13 protein-coding genes are annotated in these 17,322 nt (G+C 72.5%); 10 read left to right on the forward strand and 3 right to left on the reverse strand.

The features are described from left to right. Positions 1 to 175: 175 nt before the first annotated feature. Entirely contained in the window at positions 176 to 1,000 is an 825-nt protein-coding gene (locus ACF1BH_RS05525; RefSeq protein ID WP_391641106.1) for a MerR family transcriptional regulator, read from the reverse strand. Between the two features lie 493 nt (positions 1,001 to 1,493). Here ACF1BH_RS05525 and ACF1BH_RS05530 point away from each other — a divergent pair, with 493 nt between their 5' ends. The 6 genes from ACF1BH_RS05530 to ACF1BH_RS05555 all read left to right on the forward strand — a co-directional run bounded on the left by ACF1BH_RS05530 (position 1,494) and on the right by ACF1BH_RS05555 (position 8,987). Then, positions 1,494 to 2,204 (forward strand): ABC transporter ATP-binding protein, encoded by a 711-nt coding sequence (locus ACF1BH_RS05530; RefSeq protein WP_391641107.1) that lies wholly within the window; start codon positions 1,494 to 1,496, stop codon positions 2,202 to 2,204. 403 nt (positions 2,205 to 2,607) lie between these two features. Then, positions 2,608 to 3,447 (forward strand): pentapeptide repeat-containing protein, encoded by an 840-nt coding sequence (locus ACF1BH_RS05535; protein WP_391641108.1) that lies wholly within the window; start codon positions 2,608 to 2,610, stop codon positions 3,445 to 3,447. Positions 3,448 to 4,183: 736 nt separating this feature from the next. After that, the gene (locus ACF1BH_RS05540; protein WP_391641109.1) at positions 4,184 to 6,745 is read left to right on the forward strand and encodes a DUF4118 domain-containing protein; all 2,562 of its coding nucleotides are present in this window, start codon (positions 4,184 to 4,186) and stop codon (positions 6,743 to 6,745) included. A gap of 148 nt (positions 6,746 to 6,893) precedes the next feature. Then, a complete protein-coding gene (locus ACF1BH_RS05545; RefSeq protein WP_391641110.1) occupies positions 6,894 to 7,577 on the forward strand; it encodes a response regulator in 684 nt (227 codons plus the stop codon). A 171-nt stretch (positions 7,578 to 7,748) separates the two neighbouring features. Then, the gene (locus tag ACF1BH_RS05550) at positions 7,749 to 8,147 is read left to right on the forward strand and encodes an OB-fold nucleic acid binding domain-containing protein (RefSeq protein ID WP_078654088.1); all 399 of its coding nucleotides are present in this window, start codon (positions 7,749 to 7,751) and stop codon (positions 8,145 to 8,147) included. A gap of 3 nt (positions 8,148 to 8,150) precedes the next feature. Beyond that, positions 8,151 to 8,987, forward strand: a complete 837-nt coding sequence (locus tag ACF1BH_RS05555; RefSeq protein ID WP_391641111.1) for a DUF3159 domain-containing protein — start codon at positions 8,151 to 8,153, stop codon at positions 8,985 to 8,987. Between the two features lie 98 nt (positions 8,988 to 9,085). On the opposite strand, the gene ACF1BH_RS05560 is transcribed toward ACF1BH_RS05555, so the two are convergent. After that, positions 9,086 to 9,757 (reverse strand): TrkA family potassium uptake protein, encoded by a 672-nt coding sequence (locus ACF1BH_RS05560; protein WP_030285300.1) that lies wholly within the window; start codon positions 9,755 to 9,757, stop codon positions 9,086 to 9,088. Further along, positions 9,754 to 10,422, reverse strand: coding sequence for a TrkA family potassium uptake protein (locus tag ACF1BH_RS05565; RefSeq protein ID WP_345087011.1), 669 nt, complete (start codon positions 10,420 to 10,422; stop codon positions 9,754 to 9,756). The genes ACF1BH_RS05560 and ACF1BH_RS05565 overlap by 4 nt, the downstream gene beginning before the upstream one ends. A 618-nt stretch (positions 10,423 to 11,040) precedes the next feature. On the opposite strand from ACF1BH_RS05565, the gene ACF1BH_RS05570 reads away from it, so the two are divergent. The 4 genes from ACF1BH_RS05570 to ACF1BH_RS05585 all read left to right on the forward strand — a co-directional run bounded on the left by ACF1BH_RS05570 (position 11,041) and on the right by ACF1BH_RS05585 (position 17,292). Further along, on the forward strand, positions 11,041 to 13,023 hold the full coding sequence (locus ACF1BH_RS05570) for an NAD-binding protein (RefSeq protein WP_391641602.1): 1,983 nt from the start codon (positions 11,041 to 11,043) through the stop codon (positions 13,021 to 13,023). A gap of 134 nt (positions 13,024 to 13,157) precedes the next feature. Beyond that, on the forward strand, positions 13,158 to 14,273 hold the full coding sequence (locus ACF1BH_RS05575; RefSeq protein WP_391641112.1) for a PucR family transcriptional regulator: 1,116 nt from the start codon (positions 13,158 to 13,160) through the stop codon (positions 14,271 to 14,273). A 167-nt stretch (positions 14,274 to 14,440) separates the two neighbouring features. Next, positions 14,441 to 15,040 (forward strand): hypothetical protein, encoded by a 600-nt coding sequence (locus ACF1BH_RS05580; RefSeq protein WP_391641113.1) that lies wholly within the window; start codon positions 14,441 to 14,443, stop codon positions 15,038 to 15,040. Between the two features lie 113 nt (positions 15,041 to 15,153). Next, a complete protein-coding gene (locus tag ACF1BH_RS05585; protein ID WP_391641114.1) occupies positions 15,154 to 17,292 on the forward strand; it encodes a flotillin family protein in 2,139 nt (712 codons plus the stop codon). Positions 17,293 to 17,322 lie beyond the last annotated feature (30 nt).

Genomic DNA, 17,322 nt, shown 5'->3' on the forward strand with positions numbered 1-17,322 from the left:
CACTGCGTCACTGCGTCACTGCGTCACTGCGTCACTGCGTCACTGCGTCACTGCGTCACTGCGTCACTGCGTCACTGCGTCACTGCGTCACTGCGTCACTGCGCCGTGTCGCTGTCGCTGGTGTTGGGGGATGTTCTGATGTCGGTTGGCGGTCAGGTGACTGTCACTGTTGCGGTCAGCGGCGGGTAAAGGGCTCCTGGAGTTCGGTGACCCATTGGTCCGGGTCGTCGTCACAGGCGAGATAGAGCTCGCGGGCGTAGCCGGCGGAGCGGTAGCCGTTCGCGTCGATCCAGTGGGCCAGTGTCTGGGCCGTGGGGAGGACGGCGTCCATGGAGCCGCGGTGCACGATGGTCGCCGCGTTCTCGATCGCGGGCAGGTCCACGACGGTCAACCCGTGCGGGCCCCCGGGCGTAGCCGTGACGGGAATCGCTGCGTGGACGAGTACCGCCTCTCCGGAGCCGGGGGCCGCTTCGTAGTACGCGATCGACGGGCCGGCGGGTGTCACGGATGCGCGGTCGAGTCGGCGGCACAGCTCGTCGAAGAGCGGTCCCACGACCGGACCGATCGCTTCCGGCGCGAAGCTGTCAGCCGTGGCGCTGAGTTCGGCGACGCGTACCGGCGGAGTGCGCTTGATCACTACCTCGTCGGGGCTCATATGTCCTTCGCTTTCGATCGACCGGAGCCTCGTCTCGACGCGTATCAGCCGTGCCGCTGCCGCCGCCATGGCCGCCTCCAGCTCTGCCTGCCGTAGCCGCAGCATCCCGCGCAACTGCTCGGGTCCCACCGTCTCGTCGAGGATTTCTTGGACCTGTTGGAGCGTGAAGCCGAGGTCTTTCAGTGCGAGGACACGGTTGAGGCGGGCGAGTTGGGCCGCCTCGTAGAAGCGGTAGCCGTTGACGGGGTCGACATGGGCGGGGCGCAGCAGCCCGAGTGCGTCGTAATGACGCAACATGCGGACGGACACGCGGCCGTGCCGGGCGAAGTCTCCGATGGTGAACATGACGCCCCTCAGTGCACGGCCTCACACGGTGTCAGGGTCAAGGGTAGGAGGGGAGGGTGTGGTGACCTGGGCCGGGCGGCTCTCGGCTTGGGTGAGGTGCGGCAGCCGTGCGGCGAGGTGTCGGACCGCCAGGGGGCTGGTGACTCGGTGCCTGATCCGGGCTGATGCGTGAGTTGTCCACAGGCGTTGTCCGGTCGGTCTGGCTCTACGCATACTGACGCCGTCGGTGAGCACCACCGCGCGACGTGGGCCGCGGGGCGGTCTGTGGGCGGTGAAAGCTCGGACGCCGGGAGACTGGTGGGGAAGACCCGGCTGGCGCACGGACTGAGCGGTGTATGCGCAGGGAGCGCATTACGAGGACGGGGGAGTGGACATGGCGGTCGGGAGCGGGAGCGGCGAGCAGAGTGGCCGAGGGAAGTTCGGTAAGGGGCCGGCGCGGCGCGGTGATATGCGGCCGAGCGGTGGGGCGGTGACTGCCGAGGGGGCGGGGACCATGGTCGACACATCGGACCGGCCCATGGTTGTGGTGCGGGACCTGCACCGGAGCTATGGCCGGGCCGCGGGAGCGGTGCACGCGCTGCGCGGGCTGTCCTGTGAAGTGCCGAGAGGCGAACTCGTCGCCCTGCGCGGGCGGTCAGGTTCGGGGAAGACCACGCTCCTCAACCTCGTCGGCGGGCTCGACACCCCTGATGCGGGGCAGGTCACCGTGGACGGGACGGCCCTGGCCGACCTGGACGAGAACGGTCTGCTGGAGATGCGGCGTGATCGCATCGGCTTCGTCTTCCAGACGTTCGGGCTGATACCGATACTCAGCGCGGCCGAGAACGTCGGGGTTCCGCTACGCCTGCGCCGTATGCCGTCGCGAGAGCGGGAGGAGCGGGTGGCGTTGCTGTTGTCCCTCGTCGGGCTCGCCGGCCACATGAAGCAGCGTCCCGGTGAACTCTCCGGCGGGCAGCAGCAGCGCGTCGCCATTGCCCGGGCGCTCGCCAACCAGCCGTCTCTCCTCATCGCGGACGAGCCCACCGGGCAACTGGACGCCGATACCGGCAGAGAGGTGATGGAGCTGCTGCGGGCCGTGGTCCGCAGCGAGGGGGTGACGGCGCTGGTCGCGACCCACGACCCGCACCTCGTCGGTCTGGCGGATCGGGTGCTTGAGTTGAGTGACGGGGTGATCAAGGCGGGCGAACAAGGGGGAGACCGGTAGGCGGCATCTGGCCAGGTGGGCCCGGGGAGTGGGAGTTCGTGGCCCGTTGGCGGTGTGTCGAGGTGGCCGTCGACCGGGGGTTGCCGGGCGGGGCAGGGGAGTGGCGTGCAGCGGGCGTGAACTGCGGTGCGTGCGTGGAGCGGGAGCGTGAGTTGGTGGATCGGGGGCGGTGCCCGCGCTTGTGAGGTGTGGGTTGTGTCCGTGGCCAGTGCCTCGTGACCTGCTGCGCCTGGTCCTGTGAGGTGTGCTTGCGCGTTCGGTGGCGGTGGCGGTGGGAGGGGGAAAGGGGTGGGGGTGGGGCCCGAAGGAAAAGCAGAGGCGTGAGGCCCGGCGGTTGGGAAACAATGCCGCTTCTCGGCGTGGCGATCGGTGGCGCCTTTCGTGTGGTGGGAGATGGCGGACGGTGCCCGAGAAGCGTGAACTGCCTGTGCTGAACGCCGCTGCTGCGGATTTGCGGTCGGACTGTGCGAGGTGTTTCGGCCTGTGCTGCGTCGCCCTGCCGTTCGATGCCTCGTCCGACTTCGCCGTCGGCAAGGCAGCGGGCACGCCCTGCGCCAATCTGCGGGACGACTTCCGTTGCGGCATCCACCACCAGCTTCGTGAGCGTGGCTTTGCCGGATGCACGGTCTTCGACTGTTTCGGTGCCGGGCAGAAGGTCTCGCAGGTGACGTTCGCCGGGCGGCACTGGCGGGAGAACCCTGTGACGGCCCGCCGGATGTTCGAGGTGTTCCCCGTCATGCGGCAGCTTCATGAGCTGCTGCGCTATCTGGCCGAGGCGTTGGAGTGGCCGCAGGCTCGAACGGTGCGGGGCGAGTTGCGCCGGGCGTTCGACGATCTCGACGGAGTCACGCGCGGCAGCGCGGAGGAGATCACCGGGGCCGATGTTCCGGCGATTCGACAGCAGGTCAACGGCCTGCTGCTGCGGGCGAGCGAGCTGGTGCGTGCCGAGGTGCCGGGGCGGAAGAAGAATCACCGTGGCGCCGACCTGATCGGTGCGCGGCTGCGTGGGGCGCGGTTGCGGGGCGCCGTCCTCAGAGGGGCGTATCTCATCGCCGCCGATCTTTCGGGCGCCGATCTGCGGAGGGCGGATGTGATCGGGGCGGACTTCCGCGACGCCGATGTGCGGGGCGCGGACCTCACCGATTGTCTGTTCCTCACGCAGGCACAGCTCAACGCGGCAAAGGGGGACGCCATGACCCGGATTCCGTCGACGTTGACACGTCCCGGACATTGGCTGAGCTGAGCGCCGTAGCGCTTCGTCCCTTCCTGAGGGAGCGGAGGAGGCGATTTCTCACCGTTGGCGTTGGCGTTGGCGAGGGCGAGGGCGCCGTGCTTCGAGCCGATCGGCAGGAGAGATCCGGGCACGGGTGCCGGGCCGCTCGCCGGTTGCTGGGCCGAGGCCGCGGCAGCGTCGCTCCGTGCGGGTCCCCGTGTCTCCGTGCGGCCGCGGGACAGAGCCCGACCTCCGTGGGAGCGGGCGTGGACGCCGCCGAGCGCGTGGCCCCGTGGGCGGCGTGGCCGGTGCCCGGATCGCTGCGTGAGGCGGCGGGGTGGTGCGGCGCGGCGTCATTCGCGGCCTGGCGCACGTGTGGCGCTTCCCCGGAGCGATCGGTTCCGTCGCAGTCGCAGTCCCACGCGCACCCCGCGACCGTCGTGCCGCCGCGCTCCCGCCCCCCCCGCACTCGCCTCGCCTTCGTACGAAACGCCCGGCTGCGGCGCACCATCTCTCCGCACCGGCAGGGGCACCGGCCTGACGTCGAGGCATGACGGTAAGCGGCCCCGCACCCGGCACTCCGCCCGGGCCCACCGCTGGGCCGGACCCATGACGCGGCCCCCGCGACACGCCCGCCTCACCCATCAGGGTCCCGTCAAAACCGGCGTCGGGCCCGTTCCCGGGGGCCGTCGGGGGGTGGGTGGTGGGTACTGTCGGGTGCAGGCCCAGCCCGGTGGGGGCGGGCTTGACGTAAGACAATGAGGCCATGGCACGCGGCAAGCTACGGATATATCTCGGTGCGGCGCCCGGCGTCGGCAAGACCTACGCCATGTTGTCCGAGGCGCACCGGCGTGCGGAGCGCGGTACGGATGTCGTCGTGGCGTTCGTCGAGGCGCACGGCCGGCCGCGCACCGAGGTGATGCTGCACGGTCTGGAGCAGGTGCCGCGCCGCGAGATGGAGTACCGCGGCGCCACCTTCACCGAGATGGACGTCGACGCGGTACTCGCGCGGCGCCCCGCGGTCGCGGTGGTCGACGAGATGGCGCACACCAATGTGCCCGGTTCGCGCAACGAGAAGCGCTGGCAGGACATCGAGGAGCTGCTGGAGGCGGGCATCGAGGTGATCTCGACCGTCAACATCCAGCATCTGGAGTCACTCGGGGATGTCGTCGAGTCGATAACCGGCGTCCGGCAGCAGGAGACCGTTCCGGACGAGGTGGTGCGGCGCGCCGGACAGCTGGAGCTTGTCGACATGTCGCCACAGGCGCTGCGTCGCCGTATGGCGCACGGCAACATCTACCAGCCGGACAAGGTCGACGCCGCACTGTCGAACTACTTCCGCCCCGGCAACCTGACGGCACTGCGTGAACTGGCGCTGCTGTGGGTCGCCGACCGGGTGGACGAGTATCTCCAGCAGTACCGCGCCGAGCACTCCATCCGGAGCACATGGCAGGCGCGGGAACGCATCGTCGTCGGCCTCACCGGCGGCCCCGAGGGCCGTACGCTGATCCGCCGCGCCGCCCGGATGGCGACCAAGGGGTCGGGCAGCGAGGTGCTCGCCGTCTACATCGCGCGCAGCGACGGGCTGACCTCCGCGTCGCCGAAGCAACTGGCCGTGCAGCGCACGCTGGTGGAGGACCTCGGGGGCACGTTCCATCACGTCATCGGGGACGACATCCCGGCGGCGCTGCTGGAGTTCGCGCGGGGGGTGAACGCCACGCAGATCGTGTTGGGCTCCAGCCGCCGCAAGAGCTGGCAGTACGTGTTCGGGCCGGGGGTGGGGGCGACGGTCGCCCGGGAGTCGGGTCCGGACCTCGATGTCCACATCGTCACGCACGAAGAGGTCGCGAAGGGCCGTGGACTGCCGGTGGCGCGTGGTGCGCGGCTGGGGCGGGCCCGGATCGTGGCCGGATGGCTGGTCGGGGTGGTGGCGCCGATGCTGCTGTCGCTGTTGCTGTACCGCGTCGACGACGGGCCCGGGCTCGCCAACGACGTGCTGCTGTTCCTCTTCCTGACGGTGATGGCCGCGCTGCTGGGCGGGCGGCTGCCGGCGCTGGCGTCGGCGGCGGTCGGGTCGTTGCTGCTGAACTTCTACTTCACGCCACCGACGCACACGCTGACGGTCAGCGATCCGCAGAACATCGTCGCCATCGTGATCTTCTTCGCGGTGGCCGTGTCGGTGGCATCGGTGGTGGACCTGGCGGCGCGCCGCACCCAGCAGGCGGCGCGGCTGCGGGCCGAGTCGGAGATCCTCTCGTTCCTGGCCGGCAGCGTGCTGCGTGGCGAGACCAGCCTGGACGCGCTGCTGGAGCGGGTGCGGGAGACGTTCGCGATGGACGCGGTGGCGCTGCTGGAGCGGCACAGTGACGTCGATCCGTGGACGTGCGCGGGGCAGGTCGGCGAACCGGCCAAGGGGGCGCCGCTGCGCCGCCCGGAGGACGCAGATGTCGACATGCCGGTCGGTGACCACATGGCGCTGGCGCTGAGCGGCCGGGTGCTGCCGGCCGAGGACCGCCGGGTGCTGGCGGCGTTCGCCGCGCAGGCGGCCGTCGTCCTGGACCGGCAGCGCCTGATGGGCGAGGCGGCGCGCGCCCGGGAGCTGGCGGAGGGCAACCGCATCCGGACGGCGCTGCTGGCCGCGGTCAGCCACGATCTGCGCACCCCGCTGGCCGGGATCAAGGCGTCGGTGACGTCGCTGCGCTCCGACGACGTGGCGTGGTCGCCGGAGGACGAGGCGGAGCTGCTGGCGGGCATCGAGGCGGGCGCCGACCGCCTCGATCACCTGGTGGGCAATCTGCTGGACATGTCGCGGTTGCAGACCGGCACCGTCACCCCGCTGATCCGGGAGATCGACCTGGACGAGGTGGTGCCGATGGCGTTGGGCGGCGTGCCGGACGGCAGCGTGACGCTGGACATCCCGGAGGCGCTGCCGATCGTCGCGGTCGATCCGGGGCTGCTGGAGCGGGCGGTCGCCAATCTGGTGGAGAACGCCGTGAAGTACAGCCCCGAGGGGGCGCAGGCGTTGGTGGCGGCGAGTGCGCTGGGCGACCGGGTGGAGCTGCGGATCGTCGACCGGGGGCCGGGCGTGCCGGACGAGGCGAAGGACCGGATCTTCGAGCCGTTCCAGCGGTACGGCGACGCGCCGCGCGGTGCGGGCGTGGGGCTGGGGCTGGCCGTGGCGCGCGGCTTCACCGAGGCGATGGGCGGCACGCTCGCCGCGGAGGACACCCCGGGCGGCGGGATGACGATGGTGCTCACCCTGCGGGCGGCGGAGGACCGGCCGTCCTCCGCGGGGCCGCGGTCCTCGACGGCCGGGGCCTTCACATGAGCGGGAGAGGCGGGCGGCCCGAGGGGCGCGGCTCGCCCAGGGGCACCGTCCCCGTTCCGCACCGTCCGGTCGGCGCCGTCGCCGCCCGTATCCCTTTCTTTTCCCCGGGCCGGGTGCCCGGGGTCCCGACATCGCGAGGAGAACGTCAGTGAACCGGGTGCTCGTGGTGGATGACGAGCCGCAGATCGTGCGGGCCCTCGTGATCAACCTGAAGGCGCGCAAGTACGAGGTCGACGCGGCAGCCGACGGGGCCACGGCCCTCAAGCTGGCCGCGGCCCGCCATCCCGATGTCGTGGTGCTGGACCTGGGCCTGCCGGACATGGACGGCGTCGAGGTGATCAAGGGGCTGCGGGGCTGGACGCGGGTGCCGATCCTGGTGCTGTCCGCCCGGCAGACGTCGGACGAGAAGGTCGAGGCGCTGGACGCGGGCGCCGACGACTATGTCACCAAGCCGTTCGGGATGGACGAGTTGCTGGCGCGGCTGCGGGCCGCGGTGCGCCGGGCGGAGCCGACGGGGCCCGCGGAGGCGGACGTGGTCGTCGAGACGCCGGGTTTCACCGTCGATCTCGCGGCGAAGAAGGTCAACCGCGGGGGCCGCGACATCCGGCTGACGCCCACCGAGTGGCATCTGCTGGAGGTACTGGTGCGCAACGCGGGCCGGCTGGTGAGCCAGAAGCAGTTGCTCCAGGAGGTCTGGGGGCCGTCGTACGGCAAGGAGACCAACTATCTGCGGGTCTACATGGCGCAGCTGCGCCGCAAGCTGGAGGCGGACCCGTCGCATCCGCGCCACTTCGTGACGGAGCCGGGCATGGGGTACCGCTTCGAGCCGTAGGGCGTCTCTTTCCGCTCCGCGGGGGCCGTGAGGTCCGGTGCCGCCTCTCGCGGTGTTGCCGCACCGCCCGCGGACACCCGGGCCGAGGGCGGTCCGGCCCCGGGCGGGCGGCGGGGGAACGGGTGTGTGCATGCCGTGAGCGGTGTCGGTGGGCACCGGTACGCTGGGTTCATGAGTGCTGGGACCCGATCCGAGAAGCCGGCCGGCCGCTTCCGCCGGATGCTCGACAGGCTGTCCTCCTCCGAGGAGGAGTTGCAGTCCGCCGAGCTGCGGGAGGACACGCAGGCGACGGGCTGTACCCGGATATCCGACTGCGACGACCGGCAGATCGTGAAGGTCACCGGCACGTTGCGCCATGTGACGCTGCGGCCGCGCGCCGGGGTGCCCGCGCTGGAGGCCGAGCTGTTCGACGGCTCGGCCGCCCTCGACGTGGTGTGGCTGGGCCGCCGCTCCATCGTCGGCATAGAGCCGGGCCGCAAGCTCATCGCCTCGGGCCGTGTCTCGATGAGCCACGGGCGCCGGGTGCTCTTCAATCCGAAGTACGAACTCCGACCGCTCGGACAGGAGTAGCCGGTGACGTCGACCGACCGACCGACCACTGACGCATCCCCGAACCACCCACCCGCCGCGGTGCACCCCGCCGAGCCGTCCGACGGCGCGGCGCCCGGCGCGCCGACGGGCCCGGACGGGGACAGCAGAGCCGTCACCGAGGCGGCGCTGTTCGAGGCGTTCGGCGGGGTGCGGGGCATGGTGGAGACCGTGCTGCCGGGCCTGCTGTTCGTCGCGATCTTCACGGTCAACAAGGACCTGAAGTCCTCCGCGCTCGCGGCGCTGGCGGTGTCGCTGGTGCTGGCCGTGGTGCGGCTGGCGCGCAAGGACACCCTCAAGCACGCCCTCGGCGGCGTCTTCGGCGTCGCGTTCGGTGTCGTCTTCGCGATGATGACCGGCAACGCCAAGGACTTCTACCTGCCGGGCATGCTCTACACCCTGGGCCTGTCGCTGGCGTACATGGTCACGACGGTGGCGGGGGTGCCGCTGATCGGCCTGATCCTGGGCCCGGTGTTCAAGGAGAACCTCTCCTGGCGCACCCGCAACCCCGGCCGTAAGACCGCGTACGCCAAGGCGAGCTGGGCGTGGGGGCTGATCCTCTTCGCCAAGTGCGCGATCCTCTTCCCGCTGTACTGGTGGGCGGACACCACGCAGCTGGGCTGGATCCTGATCGCGCTGAAGATCCCGCCGTTCCTGCTGGCGGTCTATCTGACCTGGGTCTTCCTGGCGAAGGCGCCGCCGCCCATCGATGTGTTCGCGGAGATGGAGGCGGCCGAGGAGGCGGAGAAGGCCGAGCAGGCCGAGCGCGCGGCGGCCACCGGGCGGCGGGAGCCGTCGGGCGGCCCGCGTCACCGCCGCTGACCGGCCGGCGCGCCGCACGACCGGCCGCCCCGTGACGGCGAAGGGCCCGGGAACCACCACGGTTCCCGGGCCCTTCGCCGTCGGTGCGGGCGTCTGGGTCAGGCGTCCTTGCGGCGGACCGACAGCAGGTCCTCCAGCTGCTCCTCGCGCGACTGCGCCGCGACGAACAGCAGCTCGTCACCGGCCTCCAGCGCGTCCTCCTTGTTGGGCGTCAGGACGCGGGTGCCGCGGATGATGGTGACCAGCGAGGTGTCCTCGGGCCAGTCCACGTCGCCGACCCGGGTGCCGGCCAGCGCCGCCTCCGGGGGCAGCGTCAGCTCGACGAGGTTGGCGTCGCCGTGGCTGAAGCGCAGCAGCCGGACGAGGTCGCCGACGCTCACCGCCTCCTCGACGAGGGCGGACATCAGGCGCGGCGTGGAGACGGCGACGTCGACGCCCCACGCCTCGTTGAACAGCCACTCGTTCTTCGGGTTGTTGACCCGGGCGACGACGCGCGGCACGCCGTACTCGGTCTTGGCGAGCAGCGAGACGACGAGGTTGACCTTGTCGTCGCCGGTCGCCGCGATGACGACGTTGCAGCGCTGCAGCGCCGCCTCGTCGAGCGAGGTGATCTCGCAGGCGTCGGCCAGCAGCCATTCGGCGAGCGGTACCCGCTCGACCGAGATGGCGGTCGGCGCCTTGTCGATGAGCAGGATCTCGTGACCGTTCTCCAGCAGCTCACCCGCGATGGAACGGCCCACCGCGCCGGCTCCGGCAATCGCGACCCTCATGCGTGGGCCTCCTCGGGACCTTCGGCGAATGCCGCCTCGACGGTTTCGACGTCGTCGGTGCGCATCATGACGTGCACCAGATCGCCTTCCTGCAGCACGGTCTGGGAGGTCGGCAGCATCGCCTCGCCCAGACGGGTGAGGAAGGCGACGCGGACGCCGGTCTCCTCCTGGAGCTTGCTGATCTTGTGGCCGACCCAGGACGGGGAGGTGTGCACCTCGGCGAGTTGCACCCCGCCGCTCGGATCGCGCCACAGCGGCTCGGCGCCGGACGGCAGCAGGCGCCGCAGCATCTGGTCGGCGGTCCAGCGGACCGTGGCGACGGTGGGGATGCCCAGTCGCTGGTAGACCTCGGCGCGGCGCGGGTCGTAGATCCGGGCCGCGACGTTCTCGACGCCGAACATCTCGCGGGCCACCCGGGCGGCGATGATGTTGGAGTTGTCGCCGCTGGAGACCGCGGCGAACGCGCCCGCCTCCTCGATACCGGCCTCGCGCAGCGTGTCCTGGTCGAAGCCGACGCCGGTCACCCGGCGGCCGCCGAACGACGAGCCGAGACGGCGGAACGCGGTCGGGTCCTGGTCGACGACGGCGATGGTGTGGCCCTGGCTCTCCAGGGTCTGGGCGAGCGCGGAACCGACCCGCCCGCATCCCATGATGACGATGTGCACGTCCACCTACCCCGCAGTCCTGGTCACTCCGCCGACCCGCACGAACACCCTGCTCACTCTTCTTTCTCCGCTTTCCGGGCAACAAGGGGCCGCACCGCGTACGGCGCCGCCCGGGGACGAGCTTAAGCGTCAACGCCGGTGCCGCCCGCATCCCCGGGGCCTCGCGGCGCCCCGGAAGGGTGGTGTGCGCGGTCGGTGAGGCGACCGCCACCGAGCGAAGCGGTATACGAGATGCCGGATGCCTGGCGGCGCTCGCGGACGTACGCCGGTGCGGCACCTTACGGCCCGTCCCTCGCGCCGCGCGGCCCGGGGTGCCCGTCGGGTACGGACCCGCGCTCCGGCCCGTACGGCTCGGCCGGTACGAACCCGTCGGCGCGGGAGGGCTCACCGGCTCGGGACGGCGGCCGGGTGCGGCCCCGCCGCCGCCCCGTGCGGCCCGCCCCGTGCCGTCCGGCGCCCGCCCCGTGCGGTCCCGGCGCGCGCCGAACGGGCCTGATCCGGAGCCCGTGCGACCGGGTGCGCCGTCCGGTGATCATGAGGCACGCTACGCGGGTGCCCAACCTGCCGCACCAGAACCTCTCCGCACCGTCGTCCCCGCCGCCCCCGGCGTCACCCGCCATGGTGGTCTGCGGCGACGACGCCCTCGCGCACCGCATCGCCGCCGAACTCCGCGACGTCTACCGCGAACGCGTCACCCTCGTCATGCCGTCCGCCCGCGAACCGCACCGCCCCCGGATCCCGCCGTCGCTGCGCGGGCTGGGCCGGGCCTCCGCGCTGCTCGGCCGGGTCACCGCCGCGGTGGCCCGCACCTCGCTGCTGCCGGCGGACGCACCGGGCGCGGACGGCGGCGTGCCGCCCGAGGAGACCGTACGGATCCTGGAGTCGGCCGAGGCGGACGACGCGACGCTGATCGAGGCGGGGGTCCCCGGGGCGGAGGCGCTGGCGCTCGTCTACGACGACGACGAGACCAACATCCACGCGGCGCTGCGCGCCCGCCGCCTCAACCCCCGGCTGCGGCTGGTCATCCGGCTCTACAACCGCAAGCTCGGCCAGCACGTGGAGGCGCTGCTCGACCAGGCGGCGACGGTCGCCACGGACGCCGACCCGGCGGACGCGGAGTGGATCGACGCCTCGACCACCGTGCTCTCCGACGCCGACACCGTCGCGCCCGCCCTCGCGGCCACCGCCGTCGCCGGGACCAGCAAGGTCATCGAGGCGGACGGGCTGCTGCTGCGCGCCGTGGAGCGCGGTCCCGACGCGCCGGGCCGCGGCACCCAGCTGTGCACCCTCGCGCTGCTGTCACCGTCCGCCGACGACCCGGACGACGGCCACCGCCCGGACCACCCCGCCGGCCGTCACCGGGGCGCGTCCCGCGGTGACGACGACGGGCCGGTGATGCTGCCCGGCGAAGGCGCCGTCGCCGTGGCCCGGGAGGCGGGCGGCAGCCGCGTCGTCCTGGAGACCGTCGCCTACGGGGGCCGTCAGGTGCGGCCCCGTGCGCTGCGCGGCCGCGGCGCCCCGCTCGGCTCGCTCTTCTCCGCCCGGCTGCGCTGGTCGATCGCCGGGATCGTCGGCGCGGTGCTGGCGCTGGCCGTCGCCTCCACCCTCACCACCGGCGAACCCCCGCTGCACGCCGTCTACCTCTCGCTCCTGGACCTGTTCGCCATCAACGACCCGGCCGTCGACGAACCGCTCGCCCGCAAGGTCCTCCAACTGCTCTCCGGGCTCACCGGGCTGATGCTCCTTCCGGTGCTGATCGCCGCGGTGCTGGAGGCGCTCGGCACGTTCCGCAGCGCCGCCACGCTGCGCCGCCCGCCGCGCGGACTGTCCGGCCATGTCGTCCTGCTGGGCCTGGGCAAGGTCGGCACCCGGGTACTGGCCCGGCTGCACGAACTGGGCATCCCGGTGGTGTGCGTGGAGGCCGACCCGGAGGCGCGGGGCATCCCGCTCGCCCGCCGGCTGCGGGTGCCGGTCGTGCTGGGCGACGTCACCGACGAGGGGGTCCTGGAGGCCGCCAAGATCGAACGGGCCCGCACGCTGCTCGCCCTGACCAGCGTGGACTCCACCAATCTGGAGGCGGCGCTCTACGCCCGTTCGCTCACCCCGCGGCTGCGGGTGACGCTGCGGCTGTTCGACGACCGGTTCGCCACCGCCGTCTACCGCACCCTGCGCGCCGCGCATCCGCGGGCGCTGACCCGCAGCCGCAGCGTCACCTTCCTCGCGGCACCCGCCTTCGCCGGTGCGCTCATGGGCCGTCAGATCATCGGCGCGATCCCCGTCGAACGCCGGGTCCTGCTGGTGGCCCGCGTCGAGGCGCGCGGCCATCCGGAGCTGTCCGGCCGCACCGTCGCCGAGGTGCTGCGACCCGGCCGGCTGCGGGTGCTGGCGGTGGACACCTCCGCGCCCGACGACTCCGGACCGGACACCGCCGCGGCGGCCGAACCGGACGGCACGGAGCGGGAACCCGCCCGCCTCGTCCATGAACTCGGCGACACCTATGTGCTGCGCCCGCAGGACCGGGTCCTCCTCGCCGCCACCCGCGAAGGACTCGGCGATCTGCTGGGCCGGCGCCCGGCCGCTTCCGGGATCCGGCAAGATTGAGGGCACTGAGATGTCCGGGATCCGGCAAGGAAGGTGCGGGGAGTGCGCGACGTGGTGGAGCGGTACGGGGGAGAGCGGCCGCCGGGCCGGCAGGGACGGGGCGACGCCACCGGCGCGCGGCGCGGCGGCACCCGGTGAGCCGCCGTACGCCCGCCGCGATACCCGACTCCTTCCTCGACGGCTATGCCATCCTGCTCGGCGAGGTCTCGGCCACCGGCCGGGCGCTCGGGCGCCCCGAGCGGGAGGCCCTGCGCGAGCTGGGGGAGCGGGCCGCCGAGGCGGGGTACGGCCTGCGGGAGCTGGTCGGCCTCTACCTCGGTGAGACCCGCAGGCTCTGGGGCACCCTCCCCGGCGTCGCCCGGGCGGCCGGGGTCGGCGAACGCGCCCGTACCGGCGACGCCTTGCTCGGCGCCGTGGAGGCGACGGTCTCCGCGCTCGGTGAGGGCCATGAGCGGGCGACCCGGCTGGCGGTGCGGGAGGAGGAGGCGGCCCGCCGCGAGTTCATCGACGATCTGCTCTACGGACGCAGCGACCTGGGGCGGCTGGCCGAACGCGCGGAGCGGTTCGGCCTGCGGCTGGCCCGTGCGCACGCCGTCGCGGTCGCCGAGGGCAGCGGCCCGTACGACGACGTCCATCCCCTCGCCGGACGTGTGGAGCGCGAGCTGATCGGCCGCTTCGGCGAGCGGGACGCGCTGATCACCACCAAGGACGGGCGGCTGATCTGCATCGCGGCGAGCGCCGAACCGGCCCTGCTGGAAGCCTTCGCGGCCGCCGCCCGCAGCGAGGCGGCCGGACGCGAGGGCGCCCGGCGGGTCGCCATCGGCCGCCCGCACACCGGCGCCCAGGGAGTGGTCCGCTCCTACGAAGAGGCGCTCGGCACCCTGGAGCTGGGGGAGCAACTGGAGCTGTCCGCACCGGTGCTGCGCGCCGCGGACCTGCTGGTCTTCCCGGTGCTGCTGCGCGACCGGGCCGCCATGGCCGACCTCGTCCGCAGCGTCCTGGGCCCGCTGACCGAGGCGCGCGGCGGCGCCGAACCGCTGCTGGAGACGTTGTCGGCGTGTGCCGCGGCCGGATACGTCAACGCCGAGGCGGCCCGCCGGCTGTCGGTGAGCGTACGCACCCTCTCGTACCGCCTGGAGCGCATCAAGTTCCTGACCGGCTACGACCCCGCCGACGGGCTGCAGCGGTTCACCCTGGAGACCGCGGCGCTGGGCGCCCGCGTGCTGGGCTGGCCGGGGAATCCGCTGTGACGGTGTGCCGGGCCGCTCCGCGCGCCCGGCACGTCGCATGGCGATAACAGGTCATCAAGAACGCATAAAGATTGCCGGAAACCGGCAATGTGCCCGGCGGCCTTCTGCTGCCACGATGCGGACATCGACAGCGGTACCGCCATCGGCAGCACAACGGGGGCACGATCATGGCCGATTTCCTGAGAGCCGCGCTGGCCTTTCCGGCAGCGCTCTTCAGTTTCGCCCTGACCGTGATCGCCGTGTACTGGTTGCTGGTCCTGGTCGGCGGCGTCGGCGTGCACATCCTCGACGGGGGTGAGGGTGGCCACGCCGGCACTGACGACTCGGCCGGCGCCGGACTGCCGGTGACGGTATCGCTGTCGCTCGGAATGCTCCTGGCCTGGCTGGTGTGCCTGGCCGGTGCGGCGCTGACGCCCGAGGGGCCCGCGCGCACCGCCACGCTGGTCGCCGCTCTCGCGGTGGCCTGGGCCGGGGTCCGCCTCGCCGGGCGCCTCGCCCGCCGCCTGCTGCCGCCCGAGAAGGTCGCCTCCCGCGACGACTTCATCGGCCGTGTCTGCACCGTACGCACCGGCCGCGTCGCCGCCGACTTCGGTCAGGCGGAGGTCCGCGCCGACGACGGCTCCACCGCCGTCGTCCAGGTCCGCACCGACGAGAGCGGACTCGTCGCGGGCAGCACCGCCCTCATCTACGCCTACGACGCCGACGGCGAGTTCTTCCGGGTCGCGCCCTTCGACGGCGCGCTGGACCCGCACAAACCCGTCGTCTGAGCCGCGGCTGCACGGCCGTAACCGCTCCCCGCCCGCCCTTGGGCGCGCCGCCGCATGCCGCGCGCCGGGCCCCGCGCGTCGTCACCCTCCCGAATCGACACAGGGATTAATCGATGGATGCCCTCACCATAGGAATCGGCGTAGCAGTCGCCGTAGCCGTCCTCATCGTGCTGGTCGCGGTCTTCGCCGTGACCCGCCTCTACCGCAAGGTCCACCAGGGCCAGGCGCTGATCGTCTCCAAGTACCGCAAGGTGGAGGTGACGTTCACCGGCGCGGTGGTGCTGCCGGTGCTGCACAAGGCCGAGGTGATGGACATCTCGGTGAAGACCATCGAGATCGGCCGCACCGGACACGAGGGCCTGATCTGCAAGGACAACATCCGCGCCGACATCCGGATCGCGTTCTTCGTCCGCGTCAACAAGACGAAGGAGGACGTCGTCAAGGTCGCCCAGGCCATCGGCACCGAGCGCGCCAGCCACGACAGCACCCTCCAGGCGCTGTTCGCCGCGAAGTTCTCCGAGGCGCTCAAGACCGTCGGCAAGCAGCTGGACTTCCAGGACCTGTACACGATGCGGGACGAGTTCCGGGACCGGATCATCGCGGTCATCGGCACCGACCTCAACGGCTACAGCCTGGAGGACGCGGCCATCGACTACCTGGAACAGACGCCGCTGGCGCAGCTGGACTCCGCCAACATCCTCGACGCGCAGGGCATCCGCAAGATCACCGAACTCACGGCGATCGAGCACGTCCGCACCAACGAGTACCAGCGCAACGAGGAGAAGGAGATCACCCGGCAGAACGTCGACGCCCGCGAGGCCGTCCTCGAACTCCAGCGGCGCCAGGCCGACGCGGAGATCAAGCAGCAGCGGGAGATCGAGATCGTCCGGGCGCGGGAGGAGGCAGAGACGGCGCGGGTGCAGGCCGAGGAGCGGCTGCGGGCGCAGTCCGCGCACCTCAAGACGGAGGAGGCGCTCGGAATCCAGAACGAGAACCGCGAGCGGGAGATCGTGGTGGCGGTCAAGAACCGCGAGCGGATCGTCGCCATCGAGAACGAGCGCATCGAGAAGGACCGCCTGCTGGAGGTCATCGCCCGGGAGCGGGAGACGCAGCTGACCCGGATCGCCGCCGACAAGGAGGTCGAGGCGGAGAAGCGGGAGATCGCCGACGTCATCCGCGAGCGCATCGCCGTGGAGAAGACCGTCGCCGCGCAGGAGGAGGAGATCAAGAAGCTGCGCACCGTCGAGGAGGCGGAGCGCGAGCGGCAGTCGCTGATCATCCGGGCCGAGGCCGAGGCGCAGGAGCGGCTGGTCAAGGACATCAAGGCGGCCGAGGCGGCGGAGGCGGCCGCCACCCACCGCGCCGCCGAGGAGATCACCCTCGCCGAGACCCGGCACAAGACCGCCGAGCTGGACGCCCAGGCCAAGATCCGGCTCGCCGAGGGCGCACAGGCGGAGGCGGCGGCCGCCGGCCTCGCCGAGGTGCAGGTCCGCGAGCGGAACGCCGAGGTCATCGAGCGGTCCGGGCGCGCCGAGGCCGAGGCCGCCGCGGCGCTGCTGCGGGCCGAGGCGGACGGCGCCCGCGCCAAGGCGCTCGCCGAGGCGGAGGGCACCACCGCGCAGGCGCACGCCGACGCGGTCGCCATCGGCGAGAAGCTGAAGGCGGAGGCCGCCGGGCTCACCGAGAAGGCCCAGGCGATGGCCGCGCTGGACGCCGCCAGCCGTGAGCACGAGGAGTACCGGCTGCGGCTCGCCGCGGAGAAGGAGATCCGGATGGCCGACCTCGATGTGCGGCGGCAGGTCGCCGAGGCGCAGGCGACGGTGCTCGCCACCGGTCTGGAGAACGCCCGGATCGACATCGTCGGCGGCGAGAGCGCCTTCTTCGACAAGCTCGTCGGCTCCATCGGCACCGCCAAGGGGCTCGACGCCCTCGTCGACCGGTCCGAGACGGTCCGCACCGTCGCGGCGCCCTGGCTCGACAAGGAGCACTCGACGTTCACCGGCGACCTCGGCGCGATGCTCGGCGGACTCGGCGCCTCCGGGCTGCGTGACCTCACCCTCGCCGCGGCGCTCGGCCGGCTGATCGCGGGCGGCGGCCCGCAGGCCGCGCCGCTCCAGGGCCTGCTGGACGCGGTCCGCGCCAACGGCCTGGACGGCCTGCGCCTCGGTGACCTCGGCGGTCTCGCCGCCGCGCCGGCCGCGGCCCCCGACGGCCCCGCCGCCGTCAACGGCTCCGCGGCACCGGTCGCGTAGCCCGTACGCAGCAGGGGACGGGGCGCGCCG

The organism is Streptomyces sp. NPDC014733 (genome assembly GCF_043083385.1).
In the GTDB taxonomy this organism is placed as follows: Bacteria; Actinomycetota; Actinomycetes; order Streptomycetales; family Streptomycetaceae; genus Streptomyces.

Excerpts from the sequence above, each read along its gene's own strand:
- ACF1BH_RS05570 (WP_391641602.1), top strand. The coding sequence starts at position 11,041 with ATGGTGGTCTGCGGCGACGACGCCCTCGCGCACCGCATCGCCGCCGAA.
- ACF1BH_RS05550 (WP_078654088.1), top strand. The coding sequence starts at position 7,749 with ATGAGTGCTGGGACCCGATCCGAGAAGCCGGCCGGCCGCTTCCGCCGG.
- ACF1BH_RS05580 (WP_391641113.1), top strand. The coding sequence starts at position 14,441 with ATGGCCGATTTCCTGAGAGCCGCGCTGGCCTTTCCGGCAGCGCTCTTC.
- ACF1BH_RS05540 (WP_391641109.1), top strand. The coding sequence starts at position 4,184 with ATGGCACGCGGCAAGCTACGGATATATCTCGGTGCGGCGCCCGGCGTC.
- ACF1BH_RS05525 (WP_391641106.1), bottom strand. The coding sequence starts at position 1,000 with ATGTTCACCATCGGAGACTTCGCCCGGCACGGCCGCGTGTCCGTCCGC.
- ACF1BH_RS05585 (WP_391641114.1), top strand. The coding sequence starts at position 15,154 with ATGGATGCCCTCACCATAGGAATCGGCGTAGCAGTCGCCGTAGCCGTC.
- ACF1BH_RS05530 (WP_391641107.1), top strand. The coding sequence starts at position 1,494 with ATGGTCGACACATCGGACCGGCCCATGGTTGTGGTGCGGGACCTGCAC.
- ACF1BH_RS05560 (WP_030285300.1), bottom strand. The coding sequence starts at position 9,757 with ATGAGGGTCGCGATTGCCGGAGCCGGCGCGGTGGGCCGTTCCATCGCG.